We start from the raw sequence: 15,397 nt of genomic DNA on the forward strand, positions 1-15,397 counted from the left end.
ATCGGACAGCTCGAACAGCGGCGACATGCGAGTCACCATGAAGATACCGGCAGTCACCATGGTCGCCGCGTGGATCAGTGCGGAAATCGGGGTCGGCCCCTCCATCGAATCCGGCAGCCAGACGTGCAGCGGAAATTGCGCCGATTTACCCATGGCGCCGATGAACAGGCAGATACAGGCCACGGTCAGCAGCATCCAGTCGCTGCCCGGCAGGGTCAGCTGCGCCAGCATGCCCTTTTGCGCGAATACTTCGGTGTAGTTCATGGAGCCTGAATACGCCAGCAGCAAACCGATGCCCAGGATGAAGCCGAAGTCGCCGACGCGGTTGACCAGGAAGGCCTTCATGTTGGCGAAAATCGCTGTCGGACGGGTGTACCAGAAACCGATCAGCAGATAAGACACCAGACCCACCGCTTCCCAGCCGAAGAACAGCTGCAGGAAGTTGTTGCTCATGACCAGCATCAGCATCGAGAAGGTGAACAAGGAGATGTAGGAGAAGAAGCGGTTATAGCCTTCGTCGTCCTTCATGTAGCCGATGGTGTAGATGTGCACCATGAGCGAGACAAAGGTCACCACGCACATCATCATCGCGGTCAGGCTGTCGACCAGGAAGCCGACTTCCAGCTTGATGCCGCCAACCGTCATCCAGGTGTACAAGGTGCCGTTGAACGTGGCGCCGTCGATCACCGCCAGCAAGGTCTGCACGGAAATGATCAGGGCGATCAGCACGCCCAGGATCGTCACCGTGTGCGAGGTCTTGCGACCGACCAGATTGCCGAAGAATTTGGTACCGAATAAGCCCGCGATCGCAGCACCAGCCAGGGGTGCCAACGGTACGGCAAGAAGTAATTGTGGGTTAAGTTGCCCCGCCATGATGAACCTTATCTTTATTCGTTATTTATTGTCTGCGTATTCTTCACCTGCCCCGCCAGCGTCAGCCGGCCGGGCAAACGTCTTAGCCCTTAAGGCTATCCAGATCTTCCACGTTGATGGTGTCCAGGTTACGGAACAACGCCACCAGAATGGCCAAGCCGATCGCCGCTTCAGCGGCTGCTACAGTAAGGATGAAGAAAACGAAAATCTGCCCTGCCGCATCACCCAGGTAATACGAAAAGGCGATGAAGTTCATGTTCACCGCCAGCAGCATCAATTCGATTGCCATCAGCAATACGATGAGGTTCTTGCGGTTCAGAAAAATGCCGACGATGCCGATCGAGAACAGGATCGCGCCGAGGATCAGGTAGTGAGCAAGCGAAAGTACCATGTTGCGTCCTTGTTATTTTGTTGGGGCTGGCGGCGCAGCCGGAGTGGCCGGGGCAACAGGCACTGCCGGCGCGATCGGATCCATCTTGGCTTCCGATTTCATCTTGACGATGCGCACGCGGTCGGTGCTCTTGACCTTGACTGCTGCCGAAGGCGCGAAATACTTGCTGTCCTTGCGGCGGCGCAGGGTCAGCGCAACCGCAGCCACGATCGCCACCAGCAGGATCACGGCGGCGATTTCAAAGGCGTACACGTATTCGGTGTAGATCAGCTTGCCCAATTCCTTGGTGTTGCCGATGTTGGCGGAGATCGCCGGCACATCTGCATCGCCGCCCTGGAAGCCGTGGAAAATCACGCCGGCCATTTCCAGCACGATGACGGTGCCGACCGTGGCGCCAAGCGGGAAGTAACCCCAGAATCCCTCTCGCATTTTCTCGAGATTGACATCCAGCATCATCACCACGAACAGGAACAGCACCATCACGGCGCCGACATACACCAGCACCAGCACGATCGAAAGGAATTCGGCCTTGAGCAGCATCCAGATGCCCGCTGCGGAAAAGAACGCCAGCACCAGGAACAGCGCGGAGTGCACCGGATTGCGGGCGGTGATAACGCGCAAGGCGGCCAGCACCAGCACCACCGAAAACGCGTAAAAAAGAAAGGTCTTAAATTCCATAATGGCCCAGAAAGTCGGCTAAAAAAACTTCATCAATTACTAGAGCAACCCTTACTAACTAACAACGTCATTCCCGCGCACGCGGGAATCCATTTTACCGACCTACCGCAACATGGATTCCCCACCTTGGTGCCCGCGTCCGCGGGGATGACGCCTAGTCATTACCGATATGCAGCATCCGCTGCGCGTGCCGCAGCAATTTCAGGTTCGTAACGATCGCCCACCGCTAGCAGCATTTCCTTGGTGTAGTACAGATCGCCGCGCTTCTCACCGTGGTATTCCAGGATGTGGGTCTCGACGATCGAATCGACCGGGCAAGACTCTTCGCAGAAACCGCAGAAAATGCATTTGGTCAGATCGATGTCGTAGCGCGTGGTGCGGCGCGAACCGTCGGCGCGCTGTTCCGATTCGATCGTGATCGCCATTGCCGGGCAAACCGCTTCGCACAGTTTGCAGGCGATGCAGCGCTCTTCGCCGTTCGGGTAGCGGCGCAGCGCGTGCAGGCCACGGAAACGCGGCGACTGCGGCGTCTTCTCTTCCGGGAACAGTACCGTAATCTTGCGTGCAAACAGGTAGCGCCCGGTCAGGCGCAATCCCTTGAGCAGCTCCAGCAGCATCAGACTGCCGAAAAAATCCTTGATGGCTTCCATTTACTCTATACCTTCCATTACTTCCAGATATTCCATGGACTTTGAATCCAGGCTGCGACGATCACCAGATACACGAGGATCAGGGGAATGAATACTTTCCAGCCCAGACGCATGATCTGGTCATAGCGATAACGCGGGAACGAGGCACGCACCCAGATGAACACCGACAGCATGAAGAAGGTCTTCGCGCCGAGCCAGATCCAGCCTGGAATCCAGTCCAGCATCGCCAGCGGCGAGGCCCAGCCGCCCATGAACAGCAGCGCTGTCAGGATCGACACCAGGATCATGTTGGCGTATTCAGCCAGGAAGAACATCGCGAACGACATGCCCGAGTACTCGATCATGTGGCCGGCCACGATTTCCGATTCGCCTTCCACCACGTCGAACGGGTGACGATTGGTTTCGGCAATGCCGGAGATGAAATAGATCAGGAACACAGGCAGCAGCGACAACCAGTTCCAGGACAGGAAGCCGACGCCGTGATCGAAGAAATAGCCCTTGCTCTGGGCATTGACAATATCGATCAGGTTCAGGCTGCCGGACACCATCAGCACGATCACCAGCGCGAAGCCCATCGAGATTTCGTAGGACACCATCTGCGCCGATGCACGCATCGCGCCGAGGAAAGCGTACTTGGAGTTGGAAGCCCAGCCAGCGATGATCACGCCGTAGACTTCCATCGAAGTGATCGCCATCACGAACAGCAGGCCAGCGTTAACATTGGCCAGCACGGTTTCCGGACCGAACGGCACCACCGCCCAGGCCGCCAGGGCCGGCATGATGGTCATGATCGGTGCGATGAAGAACAGGACCTTGTTGGCGCGCGTCGGCACCGTGACTTCTTTCAGCAGCAGCTTGACGGCGTCGGCGATCGGTTGCAGCAGGCCTGCCGGACCGACGCGGTTAGGACCGACGCGGATATGCATCCAGCCGATCAGCTTGCGTTCCCAGTAAGTCATGTAAGCCACGCACAGCAGTAGCGGCACCAGCACGACGATGATCTTGATCAGGTTCCAGACCAGGGGCCAGAGGCCGCCGAGAACGTCGGCGCCGGTGGCGTTGATGGCGGCGATGAAATGATCCATCATGCTTTCTCCACTACGATAGAACCAAACATCGCGCCCAAGGCTGCGGTCGAGACATGCGAAGCGGCTACCCGCACCACATTTTCCGGCAAGGAGGCGTCAATCGCTGCCAGCAGCGAAGCACTACCCTGCCCTTGTTTCACAGTCACGCGCTCGCCGCCGGCGATGCCCAGCTTGGCCGCCAGCGCTGCCGGCAACCATGCTTGCGGCGCCTGGCCGTCGATGGTTTCCTGCAACGAAGCTGCGCGCCGGACTACAGCGTCGCCAAAATAGATAGGCACGTCGGCGATGCGTTCAAATGCGTCCAGCGCGCCATTGGCGGCTTGGGCGGCAGCTTGCGGCTGCAGGTCGCTGATATTGTTCAAACCGGATGCCAGCTTGGCAGCGGCGACTTCGCCGGTGCCCAGCACTTCATCGCGGATCGCTTCCGAAGTGTCATAGTCGAAACCAGGCAGGCCCAGCAGGTTGCCGAGCACGCGCAAGACCTTCCAGGCAGGACGGGCATCGCCGGCCGGACGCACCGTGCCGTTGAAGCTTTGGGCACGGCCTTCGCAGTTGACGAAGGTGCCGGAAGTTTCGGTGAACGGTGCGATCGGCAGCAGCACGTCGGCGTAATCGGCGCCATGCTTGTAAGCGGACAGTGTGACCACCATCTCAGCTTGCTTCAATGCAGCGACTGCGACTTGCGGATCGAAGCTGTCCAGCTCCGGTTCAGCATTCAGCAGCACATAAGCTTTGTGCGGCTGCGCGAAAATCTGTTGCGCGTTGCGGCCCTTGCCCGGTGCGGGCAAAGCGTTAGCCCAATAGCCGCCGACAGTGTTGCCGGCTTCAGTCAGGTAGCCGAACTTGGCATCGGTCTGCTGCGCGATCCATTGCGCCACGGCGTGCAATTGCGATGCTTGCGGGTGCTGCGCTGCTGCGTTGCCGAGCAATACAGCCTTGGCGTCGCCCGACAACAGGCTGGCCGCGGTCTGCTTGGCTTCAGCCGACGGTTCGATATTCTCGAAACCGGCCGGCGCCGCCACGCTCTTGGCTTGCGCCACGGCGACAGCGACCTGGCCCAGCGCCGCCAGCCAGGCTGACGGTGCGGCGATGATCTTGTTGGCGACCGGCATCAGCAGGTCGTCATCGGTGGCGTGCAGGATGCTCAGCTTGGCGCCGCGCTTGACGCTCAAACGCATGCGGGCCGACAGCAAAGGATGATCCTTGCGGAAGAAGGAGCCGATGATGAAGGCACGGTTCAGCTGTGCGAATTCATTGATCGACATGCCCAGCCATGGCGTGACCTTGCCGTCCAGCGCGAAGTCGGACTGGCGCAGGCGGAAATCGATGTTTTCGGAACCCAGGCCGCGCACCACTTTTTGCAGCAGCGACAATTCTTCCAGAGTCGAATACGGCGTGCCGACGGCAGCAATCGCATCGGCGCCATGTTCGTGGCGGATGTTGCGCAAGCCGTGCGCTACGTATTCCAGCGCGGTTTGCCATTCGACTTCCTGCCACTTGCCGTCTTGCTTGAGCATCGGCTTGGTCAGACGTTCGGCGCTGTTCAAGCCTTCATAGGCGAAGCGGTCCTTGTCCGACAGCCAGCATTCGTTGACATCGTTGTTTTCCAGCGGCAGTACGCGCATTACCTTGCCGGATTTGACTTGCACCACCAGGTTGGCGCCCAGGCCATCATGCGGGCTGACCGATTTGCGGCGCGACAATTCCCAGGTACGGGCGCTGTAGCGGAACGGCTTCGAGGTCAGCGCGCCGACCGGGCACAGATCGATCATGTTGCCGGACAATTCGGAATTGACGGTCTTGCCGACGAAAGTCGTGATTTCGGAATGTTCACCGCGGCCAACCATGCCGAACTCCATCACGCCGGCGATTTCCTGGCCGAAGCGGACGCAGCGGGTGCACTGGATGCAACGGCTCATTTCCTGCATGGAGATCAGCGGACCGGCGTCTTTCGGCGCCACGACACGCTTTTCTTCTTCGTAGCGGGAAGACGATTTGCCGTAGCCGACCGCCAAGTCCTGCAGCTGGCACTCGCCGCCCTGATCGCAGATCGGGCAATCCAGCGGGTGATTGATCAGCAGGAATTCCATCACGCTCTTTTGCGCGGTAGTCGCCTTGTCGCTGGCGGTGCGCACGATCATGCCGGCGGTCACCGGCGTGGCGCAGGCCGGCAGGGCCTTCGGTGCTTTTTCCACCTCGACCAGGCACATGCGGCAGTTGGCCGCGATGGAGAGTTTTTTGTGATAGCAGAAATGAGGAATGTAGGTGCCAATCTTGTTGGCAGCATCCATTACCATGCTGCCCTCTTGGACTTCCACTTTCTTGCCGTCTATTTCGATTTCAACCATGGCTTTTGCTTTTCTTGCCTATGTTTTGATTAGTTGAGGACAAATCTGTCCTGCTACTTTTCTTTGCTATTCGACCGTCTTATCTAGTCAGTTGGGAGACAGAGTAATTCGCCACGCTTCGGTGGCTCTTAAACTCTGTCCCACAATTATTGATAACTAGGCACCAAGCAATGCTTATGCTCGATGTGATATTCAAATTCTTCGCGATAATTCTTGAGGAAGCCGCGCACCGGCATCGCTGCCGCATCGCCGAGCGCACAGATGGTGCGGCCCATGATGTTGCCCGCTACCGTATCCAGCAGATCCATGTCTTCCGGACGGCCGTGGCCGGTTTCGATGCGATGCACCAGGCGGTACAGCCAGCCCGTGCCTTCGCGGCATGGCGTGCACTGGCCGCAGGATTCTTCAAAATAGAAGTAGGACAGGCGCAGCAGCGATTTCACCATGCAGCGCGTCTCGTCCATCACGATCACGGCGCCCGAACCCAGCATCGAGCCGGCCTTGGCGATCGAATCGTAATCGAGGTCGGTGTCCATCATGACGTCGCCCTTGATCACCGGCGCGGACGAACCGCCTGGGATCACGGCCTTGATCTTCTTGCCGCCACGCATGCCGCCGGCCAGTTCCATCAGCTTGGCGAACGGCGTGCCGAGCGGCACTTCATAATTGCCCGGCCGTTCGACGTCGCCCGAGATCGAGAAGATCTTGGTGCCGCCGTTGTTCGGCTTGCCCAGTGCTGCATAGGCTTCGCCGCCCATGTTGAGCAGGAAAGGCACCGCGGCGAAAGTCTCGGTGTTGTTGATGGTGGTCGGCTTGCCGTACAGGCCGAAGCTGGCAGGGAAAGGCGGCTTGAAACGCGGCTGGCCCTTCTTGCCTTCCAGCGATTCCAGCAAGGCGGTTTCTTCGCCGCAGATGTAAGCGCCGTAGCCGTGGAATGCGTGCAGCTGGAAATTGAATTCGCTGCCGAAGATCTTGTCGCCCAGGGCGCCGGCGGCGCGCGCCTCTTCCAGCGCTTCTTCAAAGCGCTCGTAGCCGGACCAGATTTCACCGTGGATGTAGTTGTAGCCGACCGTGATGCCCATGGCGTAAGCGCCGATGGCCATGCCTTCGATCAGCGAATGCGGGTTGTAGCGGATGATGTCGCGGTCTTTGAATGTGCCCGGCTCGCCTTCGTCGGTATTGCAGACCAGGTACTTCTGGCCTGGGAACTGGCGTGGCATGAAGCTCCACTTCAGGCCGGTCGGGAAACCGGCGCCGCCGCGGCCGCGCAGCGAACCGGCTTTCAGTTCTGCGATGACTTGTTCCGGCGTGATTTTTTCAGACAGGATGCGCTTGAGGGCGGTATAGCCGCCGCGCTTGACGTAATCGGCGTAGTGCCAGTTGTTGCCGTCCAGGTCAGCCAGGATCAGCGGATTGATGTGACGATTGTGCAGGCTGGTCATTTTTTCAGTTCCTCGATCAAGCCGTCAATCTTCTCGTTCGACATCCAGCTACACATGCGTTTGTTATTCACCAGCAGCACCGGCGCATCGCCGCAAGCGCCCATGCACTCGCCTTCCACCAGCGTGAACTGGCCGTCGGCCGTGGTTTCGCGGAAACCGATGCCGAGCTTGTGCTTCAGATGCTCTGCGGCGCGCTCGCCGCCGGACAACTGGCACGGCAAGTTAGTGCAGATGCTGATCTTGTGCTTGCCGACCGGCTTGGTGTTGTACATATTGTAAAAGGTCGCGACTTCCTGCACCGCGATCGCCGGCATGCCCAGGTAGTCTGCGACATCCTGCATGGTTTCCGGCGCCAGCCAGCCCTTTTCGTCTTGCGCGATCGCCAGCGCGGCCATCACCGCCGACTGTTTCTGGTCGGCGGGGAATTTCGCGACTTCGCGATCGATCTTTTTGTATGTATCTTGACTTAACAACATGTGTTGGCCATTCGTGCGCGGTATGTTGCGCGGTAGTATTTAACAAATTGGGGACAGAGTTTAGGAGCCACCGTAGCGTGGCGATTTACTCTGACCTCAACTGACTAATCAGACTAGCGGTCGATTTCACCGAAAACGATGTCTTGCGTACCGATGATGGTGACGGCATCGGCGATCATGTGGCCCTTGGCCATTTCGTTCAATCCTTGCAGATGCGGGAAGCCAGGTGCACGGATCTTCAGACGGTAAGGCTTGTTGGCGCCATCGGAAACGATGTAGACGCCGAACTCGCCCTTCGGATGTTCGACCGCGGCATACGCTTCGCCCGGCGGCACATGGAAACCTTCAGTGAACAGCTTGAAGTGATGGATCAGCTCCTCCATGTTCGATTTCATGTCGACCCGCGACGACGGCGCAACCTTGTGGTTGGTGGTCATCACCGGACCGCTGTTATTGCGCAGCCATTCTACGCATTGCTTGATGATCCGGTTGGACTGGCGCATTTCTTCCACGCGCACCAGGTAACGGTCATAGCAGTCGCCGTTCTTGCCGACCGGGATATCGAAGTCCAGCAAGTCGTACACTTCGTATGGCTGCTTCTTGCGCAGATCCCACTCGACGCCGGAACCGCGCAGCATGGCGCCGGTAAAGCCCATCGCCTTGGCGCGCTCTGGCGACACCACGCCGATGCCGACCAGGCGCTGTTTCCAGATGCGGTTATCGGTCAGCAGGGTTTCGTATTCGTCGACGTATTTCGGGAAACGCACGGTGAAGTCTTCGATGAAATCCAGCAGGGAACCCTGGCGGTTTTCATTGAGCGCGCTGATCGCCTTGGCATTACGCACCAGCGATGCCTTGTGCTGCGGCATGGTGTCCGGCAGGTCGCGGTAGACGCCGCCCGGACGGTAGTAAGCCGCGTGCATACGGGCGCCGGAAACGGCTTCGTAGCAATCCATCAGGTCTTCGCGTTCGCGGAATGCATACAGCAGCACCGCCATCGCACCGACGTCCAGCGCATGCGCGCCGATCCACATCAGGTGGTTCAGCAGACGCGTGATTTCATCGAACATGACGCGGATGTACTGGGCGCGCAGCGGCACTTCCAGGCCCAGCAGGCGCTCGATCGCCATCACGTAGCCGTGCTCGTTGCACATCATCGACACGTAGTCGAGGCGGTCCATGTACGGTACGGATTGCAGGTAGGTCTTCTGTTCCGCCAGCTTTTCGGTGCCGCGGTGCAGCAGGCCGATATGCGGGTCGGCACGCTGGATCACTTCACCGTCCAGTTCCAGCACCAGGCGCAAAACGCCGTGTGCGGCCGGATGCTGCGGGCCGAAGTTCAGCGTGTAGTTCTTGATTTCTGCCATTATTTGATCCCGTAGTGTTCTTCACGAATCACCCGCGGCGTGATTTCGCGCGGATCGATCGTTACGGGTTGATAAATTACGCGCTTCTGCTCGGCGTCGTAGCGCATCTCGACATAGCCCGAGACCGGGAAGTCCTTGCGGAACGGATGGCCGATGAAGCCGTAGTCGGTCAGGATGCGGCGCAAGTCGTTGTGGCCTTCGAACAGGATGCCGAAGAAGTCGAATGCTTCGCGCTCGTACCAGTTGGCCGAAGCCCAGATATCGGTCACCGAAGCCAGCACCGGCATCTCATCGTCCGGCGCGAACACCCGCACCCGCAGGCGCCAGTTGTGCTCGATCGACAGCAGATGGGACACCGCGGCAAAGCGCGCGCCATCCCAGGCGCCGTCGCCGTAGGTCGAATAATCGACGCCGCAGAGGTCGATCAGCTCTTCAAAACGGGTATCGGCGTGATCGCGCAGGACGCGCATCGCCGACAGGTAGTTGGCAGCCTTGACGATGATGGTGATCTCGCCGAAGGCCACGGTCAGGCTTTGCAGGTCGTCGCCAAGCGCATTGCGCACGGCGGCTTCCAGGGTTTCCAGTTTGGTCGTCATGGTGCTCTCTTAGCGCGCAATCGTATTGGTGCGGCGAATCTTGTTTTGCAACTGGATGATGCCGTACAACAGTGCTTCAGCAGTCGGCGGGCAGCCCGGGACATAGATGTCCACCGGCACGATGCGGTCGCAGCCGCGCACCACCGAATACGAGTAATGATAGTAGCCGCCGCCGTTGGCGCAGGAACCCATCGAAATCACCCAGCGCGGTTCCGGCATCTGGTCGTACACCTTGCGCAGGGCCGGCGCCATCTTGTTGCACAGTGTGCCGGCCACGATCATGACGTCGGACTGACGTGGCGACGGACGGAAGATTACACCAAAACGGTCCATGTCGTAGCGCGAGGCGCCGGCATGCATCATCTCGACGGCACAGCAGGCCAGACCGAATGTCATCGGCCACAGCGAGCCGGTACGGGTCCAGTTGATCAGCTTGTCAGCAGTAGTGGTGACAAAGCCTTCGTTCAATACGCCTTCAATAGACATGACTTACTCCCAATCCAGAGCGCCGCGTTTCCAGATGTACCAGAAGCCCACCGCGAATTCGGCGATAAACACCATCATCGTGACAAAGCCCTGCCATCCGAGGTCGCGCATGGCAACCCCCCACGGGAAGAAAAAAGCGGTTTCCAGATCGAACAAAATGAACAAAATGGCGACAAGGTAGTAACGCACATCGAACTTCATGCGCGCATCTTCGAATGCTTCAAAGCCGCATTCGTAAGGAGATGTTTTTTGGGAATCAGGCCGATGCGGCCCAAGAATCCGACCCAGCAATTGCGGTGCTACACCTACCGCGATACCGATCAGAATAAATAGCAGGACGGGAAAGTAATTTTCGAGGTTCACGATTATGCGCCAGTAGTTCAAACGATTAGCAGAATGATTTGCGGATCTGATGTATCAGACCTGACGCCCCCAATCCAGCAAACCACACTACAAGTTCCTCGACAAAAAGCCAGCGCAGGGGCAACCGTTGCTGGCCTCGTATTCTTTGGTGCCGACGGCGAGACTCGAACTCGCACAGCTTTCGCCACTACCCCCTCAAGATAGCGTGTCTACCAGTTTCACCACGTCGGCATAAGCGCGTATTTTAACCTGATTTACTACTTTTGTTCAATGCACAATCGGATTAAAAGTCAGCAATTTCACTCTAGAACAGCTACTAATTTACTGCAGGGAGAGGATTTCGCCGCAACGCGGCAAATCCTACTCTCTTTTGCGTATTTTCTTACTTCGGAATCTGGCTCGACTGGGCACTGCCGGTCGCTGGCGCAGGTACCGAAGCGGCCGCGCTGGCCGAGCCGGAAGCAGCCGGAGCCGCAACTGCAGGCGTCGAAGTTCCTGGAATCGCTGCATCTGCCGCCGCTGCCGGAGCAGATGCAGCAGGTGCTGCAGGCACGGTAGCCGCCGGCAGGTTATCCATCACGCCGCCGGTAGCGACCGAACGGTGATTGCCCAGATATACCAGAGCCAGGGTGGCGCAGAAGAACAGCGCCGCTGCGGCGCCGGTCGACTTCGACAGGAAATTCGAAGAACCAGTGGCGCCGAACAGACTGCCGGAAGCGCCGGAGCCGAAAGCGGCGCCCATATCGGCGCCCTTGCCATGCTGCAGCAGCACCAGGCCGATAATCGTCAACGCCGACAACACCTGAACGATGACAATGATATTGAATACTGTGTTCATTTAATGACTTCCAAGGAGAGTTGATGCTTTATTTTTTACTAGAACCGGATTATTGCGCACAAAATTCGTTACTGTCGGGCGGCGGCTGCAATCGCCAGAAAATCGGCTGCCTTCAAGGCCGCGCCGCCAATCAGGCCGCCATCGATGTCCGGCATGGCCAGCAGTTCGACAGCATTGTCCGGCTTCATGCTGCCGCCATATAAAATCTTTACCTCCACCGCCGCTGCGGAATTTTTCTCGGCCAGCTTGGCGCGCAAGGCCAGGTGCACATCTTGCGCCATTTGCGGCGTGGCTGTCTTGCCTGTGCCGATGGCCCATACCGGCTCGTAGGCCACCACGATCTTGCTTACCTGCGCCGCATCCAGCACATCCAGTACCGCCTGCAACTGGCGGCCAACCACCGCATCGGTCTGGCCAGCCTCGCGCTCGCTCAAGGTTTCGCCGACGCAGACGATAGGCGTCACGCCTGCCTGCACGGCGCGCAAAGCCTTTTGCGCCACCGCTTCATCAGTCTCGCCATGATAAGCGCGGCGCTCGGAATGACCGACGATGGCGTAGCGGCATGCAAAATCCTGCAACATGCTGACCGCGACTTCACCAGTATACGCGCCTGCCGCATGGGCCGACACATCCTGGCTGCCCAATGCGATTGCCGTTCCGGCAAGTTCAGCCTGACATTGCGCAAGGTAAGGCGCCGGCACGCACAGGGCCATATCGCAAGCCGCGGACGCCATGCCAGCCTTGATTTCCGCCAGCAAAGCAGCGTTGGCAACCAGACTGCCGTTCATTTTCCAGTTACCCGCTACAAGTTGACGACGCATATTTGGCAAGGCCCAGGTTTTCAATAACCCGGCATTCTAACGCGCCGGGGGGAAAGCGGTCAAACCGGCAAGAAATGTTTACCGATTGAAACCCACTCGTCCAGCACCGCATTGCAGCGCAAGCCGCTTTCCATGGATTGCTTTTCAGCAACAAATCAGACCAACAGCATCAGGAAAACACTTTCGCATCGGCAACAGAACGCGAGAAAAGTTCCATATCGACATTGCCGCCGCTCACGATCACCCCTACTTTCGCCCCGGCGAATTCAATTGCCTTGTGCATCACGGCGGCGGCGGCCAGGCAGCCCGCCGGCTCAACCACGATCTTCATGCGCTCGGCAAAGAAGCGCATTTGCGTACGCAACTGGTCGTCGCTGACGGTCAGGATGTCTTTTACGTAGGCTTGCAGGATAGGCAAGACCAGCTCGCCGATATGCTGCGTCTGAGCACCGTCGGCGATGGTGTCGGGCACCGGGATATGGACAATCTTGCCGCTTCGCAAAGATTGCTGCGCATCGTTTCCAGCTTCCGGCTCAACCCCGTACACGATGCAATCCGGCGACAGGTGCGCCGCAGCGATGGCGCAGCCGGACAGCAAACCACCGCCGCCGGTGCAGACAAACAAGTAATCGAGCGGCCCGACGGCATCGAACAATTCTTTGGCGGCAGTGCCCTGCCCGGCGATCACGTCGCGATGGTCATAGGCTGGAATCACGGCGCAGCCGCGCTCCGCCGACAGGCGCGCGGCGATCACTTCGCGGTCTTCGCGCTCGCGGTCGTACAAAATGATTTCGGCGCCGTATTCGCGGGTTGCCGCCAGCTTCATTGCCGGCGCATTGCTCGGCATGACGATGGTGGCATGCACGCCCAGCATGCGCGCCGCCAGCGCTATGCCCTGGGCATGATTGCCGGAGGAAAAAGCCACTACGCCTTGCTGCTTCTGTTCTTCGCTGAGGCAGCTGATGGCGTTATAGGCGCCGCGGAACTTGAAGGCGCCGACCCGCTGGAAATTTTCACACTTGAAAAAAATGCTGGCATCCGCGTGGTTATCGGCCTGGCTCGAAGTCAGCACCGGCGTCTTGTAGGCGATGCCCTCCAGGCGTTTGGCCGCAGCCGCAATATCGTCGTAAGTGACAGCAAGTCCAGCAAGTTCAATGGCAGCCATTTTTCATCCTTTACATGTGACCCTGCGATGCACGCCAGGTGCCTGTTTTCACTCTGCCAGACGGCGCCGGAACATCCAGCGGCCGCCGTCGGAATCCTGCGGAATGTATTGATAGCCGCCGAGATCGAAGGCCTTCAGCTTTTCGGCATCGGTGATCTTATTGAGCGCGGCGTAGCGCGCCATCAGGCCGCGCGCGCGCTTGGCGTAGAACGAAATGATCTTGTATTTGCCGTTCTTCCAGTCCTCGAACACCGGCGTCACGATGCCTGCATCCAGCACCGCCGGCCGCACCACCTTGAAATACTCCTCCGACGCCAGGTTGACCAGCGTGCGGGCCTTTTGCTGGCTGATCTGGCGGTTGAGCGCCTGGGTCACGGTATCGCCCCAGAATGCGTACAAGTTCTTGCCGCGCGGGTTGGCCAGGCTGGTGCCCATTTCCAGCCGATAGGGCTGCATCCGGTCCAGCGGCCGCAGCACGCCGTACAGGCCAGACAAGATGCGGATGCGGCTCTGCGCATAGTTCAGCTGGGAGGTATTCAGGGATGCGGCGTCCAGGCCTTCGTAGACGTCGCCGTTGAACGCCATGATGGCCTGCTTCGAATTGGCGGCGGTGAATTGCTTCGACCACGAGGCGAAGCGCGCGGTATTGAGCTGGGCCAGCGGATCGGAAATTTTCATCATGCTGCCGATCTGGTCCGGCGACAGCTGCTGCAGGACGCTGATCAGCTCGGCGGAATGATCGATGAAGTCGGGGGTGGTGTGGGTTGCTGTCTTGCTGGGGGTGCTGTAATCGAGGGATTTTGCGGGCGACAAGACTATCAGCATTGTGGAGATCCAAAAGAAAAACAGAAGAATGTCCAGCATGATACCGAAACAATGCCAACATTGCTGGCGGCGCCTCAGCCGAAAGCGCCCTGCAGCAGATCGCGCTCGAATTCGGCCACCCAGGTGGAGCCGTCGCCGATCGGATACTGTTTTTTTCGTCCGCTGGATTTTCTGCTGACTGTCACAAAACCGGTCAGCCCCAGGACCTCGTCGGTCTTGGGATCGGTGGTGTCTGTCTCATGCAGCTCGAAGTCGGCGGCCGCCAGATGCTGCGCCTGCAAGACTGCGTGGAAATCGCTTTTTTCATCTGGTTCGATCAGCTTCATGATGCCTCCTGAAGTATCGTCATCGGATTCTCACCTTAGCACAGCCAGGCGCAGCACAGATATCCCGCCAGGGTTATTGGATTATCAATATCAATCCGGCGCCATCAGAATTGATAGGCAAACAGCTTGGTCTCGGAACCATCGTCCTTCAGCTTCAGCACTTTTTCAAAGCGCAAACCCATCTTCTCCAGCAGTTTGATCGAGGCATGATTATCCGGCGAGGTAATGGCCACCACCCGTTGCAGGCCGCATGTAACGTTGGCATGCTTCAGCACAGCAGAAGCGGCTTCGTAGGCATAGCCTTTACCCCAGAACTCCGGCAGGAAAGCGTAGCCGATATCGACATCGTCCAGCGTTTCGCGCTTGATCAGGCCGCAAATACCGACCGGCAGCCCGCCCTCTTTCAGTTCCGTCATATAGAAGCTGAAGCCGTCGCGCTGCTGCGCTACTACCGGGCCGCTCAGGATCGCAGCCTGTGCCGCCTCCACCGTGCGGATGCCGCGGTCGCCGATAAACCGCAGCCAGGCCGGCTGAGTCACCAGCCGCAGGTAAAACTCGGCATCGTCGCCGTTCAAGGTGCGCAAGATCAAACGTTCTGTTTCTAGAATTTTCATCGCGATGGTTTTCCCTTGGGTGGATATTTGGCTGTAGCATGGGAGCATAT

At 58.6% G+C, this 15,397-nt stretch carries 18 protein-coding genes and 1 tRNA gene; all 19 read right to left on the reverse strand.

Annotated features, from left to right (window positions below; all coding sequences use genetic code 11):
• Positions 1–873, reverse strand: an 873-nt coding sequence (locus VNZ65_RS05035) for a proton-conducting transporter membrane subunit (RefSeq protein ID WP_325666699.1), incomplete at its 3' end; no start/stop codon positions are given.
• Positions 874–955: 82 nt separating this feature from the next.
• Positions 956–1,264, reverse strand: coding sequence for an NADH-quinone oxidoreductase subunit NuoK (nuoK, locus tag VNZ65_RS05040; RefSeq protein ID WP_061939707.1), 309 nt, complete (start codon positions 1,262–1,264; stop codon positions 956–958).
• A 12-nt stretch (positions 1,265–1,276) separates the two neighbouring features.
• On the reverse strand, positions 1,277–1,942 hold the full coding sequence (locus VNZ65_RS05045) for an NADH-quinone oxidoreductase subunit J (RefSeq protein WP_325666702.1): 666 nt from the start codon (positions 1,940–1,942) through the stop codon (positions 1,277–1,279).
• 161 nt (positions 1,943–2,103) lie between these two features.
• Complete coding sequence (gene nuoI / locus VNZ65_RS05050; protein ID WP_014005585.1) at positions 2,104–2,592, reverse strand: NADH-quinone oxidoreductase subunit NuoI; 489 nt, start codon at positions 2,590–2,592, stop codon at positions 2,104–2,106.
• Positions 2,593–2,609: 17 nt separating this feature from the next.
• Complete coding sequence (nuoH, locus tag VNZ65_RS05055) at positions 2,610–3,677, reverse strand: NADH-quinone oxidoreductase subunit NuoH (protein ID WP_061946056.1); 1,068 nt, start codon at positions 3,675–3,677, stop codon at positions 2,610–2,612.
• Positions 3,677–6,028, reverse strand: a complete 2,352-nt coding sequence (gene nuoG, locus VNZ65_RS05060) for an NADH-quinone oxidoreductase subunit NuoG (protein ID WP_325666704.1) — start codon at positions 6,026–6,028, stop codon at positions 3,677–3,679. The genes nuoH and nuoG overlap by 1 nt, the downstream gene beginning before the upstream one ends.
• A gap of 146 nt (positions 6,029–6,174) precedes the next feature.
• Positions 6,175–7,470 (reverse strand): NADH-quinone oxidoreductase subunit NuoF, encoded by a 1,296-nt coding sequence (gene nuoF / locus VNZ65_RS05065; protein WP_325666706.1) that lies wholly within the window; start codon positions 7,468–7,470, stop codon positions 6,175–6,177.
• On the reverse strand, positions 7,467–7,946 hold the full coding sequence (nuoE, locus tag VNZ65_RS05070) for an NADH-quinone oxidoreductase subunit NuoE (RefSeq protein ID WP_061939701.1): 480 nt from the start codon (positions 7,944–7,946) through the stop codon (positions 7,467–7,469). The genes nuoF and nuoE overlap by 4 nt, the downstream gene beginning before the upstream one ends.
• Positions 7,947–8,059: 113 nt before the next feature.
• Positions 8,060–9,313 (reverse strand): NADH-quinone oxidoreductase subunit D, encoded by a 1,254-nt coding sequence (locus VNZ65_RS05075; RefSeq protein ID WP_061539686.1) that lies wholly within the window; start codon positions 9,311–9,313, stop codon positions 8,060–8,062.
• Complete coding sequence (locus VNZ65_RS05080) at positions 9,313–9,909, reverse strand: NADH-quinone oxidoreductase subunit C (RefSeq protein ID WP_325666710.1); 597 nt, start codon at positions 9,907–9,909, stop codon at positions 9,313–9,315. The genes VNZ65_RS05075 and VNZ65_RS05080 overlap by 1 nt, the downstream gene beginning before the upstream one ends.
• A gap of 9 nt (positions 9,910–9,918) precedes the next feature.
• On the reverse strand, positions 9,919–10,395 hold the full coding sequence (locus VNZ65_RS05085; protein ID WP_014005578.1) for a NuoB/complex I 20 kDa subunit family protein: 477 nt from the start codon (positions 10,393–10,395) through the stop codon (positions 9,919–9,921).
• A gap of 3 nt (positions 10,396–10,398) precedes the next feature.
• On the reverse strand, positions 10,399–10,758 hold the full coding sequence (locus tag VNZ65_RS05090) for an NADH-quinone oxidoreductase subunit A (protein ID WP_061946053.1): 360 nt from the start codon (positions 10,756–10,758) through the stop codon (positions 10,399–10,401).
• A 146-nt stretch (positions 10,759–10,904) separates the two neighbouring features.
• A tRNA-Leu gene (locus VNZ65_RS05095) sits at positions 10,905–10,989 on the reverse strand.
• A 151-nt stretch (positions 10,990–11,140) separates the two neighbouring features.
• Positions 11,141–11,596, reverse strand: coding sequence for a preprotein translocase subunit SecG (gene secG / locus VNZ65_RS05100; RefSeq protein ID WP_325666713.1), 456 nt, complete (start codon positions 11,594–11,596; stop codon positions 11,141–11,143).
• Between the two features lie 68 nt (positions 11,597–11,664).
• The gene (tpiA, locus tag VNZ65_RS05105) at positions 11,665–12,417 is read right to left on the reverse strand and encodes a triose-phosphate isomerase (protein ID WP_325666715.1); all 753 of its coding nucleotides are present in this window, start codon (positions 12,415–12,417) and stop codon (positions 11,665–11,667) included.
• 169 nt (positions 12,418–12,586) lie between these two features.
• Positions 12,587–13,582, reverse strand: a complete 996-nt coding sequence (locus VNZ65_RS05110) for a threo-3-hydroxy-L-aspartate ammonia-lyase (protein WP_325666717.1) — start codon at positions 13,580–13,582, stop codon at positions 12,587–12,589.
• Between the two features lie 48 nt (positions 13,583–13,630).
• Entirely contained in the window at positions 13,631–14,407 is a 777-nt protein-coding gene (gene yaaA, locus VNZ65_RS05115; protein WP_325666719.1) for a peroxide stress protein YaaA, read from the reverse strand.
• Between the two features lie 74 nt (positions 14,408–14,481).
• On the reverse strand, positions 14,482–14,733 hold the full coding sequence (locus tag VNZ65_RS05120) for a transcriptional regulator (RefSeq protein WP_325666721.1): 252 nt from the start codon (positions 14,731–14,733) through the stop codon (positions 14,482–14,484).
• A gap of 104 nt (positions 14,734–14,837) precedes the next feature.
• On the reverse strand, positions 14,838–15,347 hold the full coding sequence (locus tag VNZ65_RS05125) for a GNAT family N-acetyltransferase (RefSeq protein WP_325666723.1): 510 nt from the start codon (positions 15,345–15,347) through the stop codon (positions 14,838–14,840).
• Positions 15,348–15,397 lie beyond the last annotated feature (50 nt).

It is taken from the genome of Collimonas sp. (assembly GCF_035566555.1).
Classification (GTDB): Bacteria; Pseudomonadota; Gammaproteobacteria; order Burkholderiales; family Burkholderiaceae_D; genus Collimonas.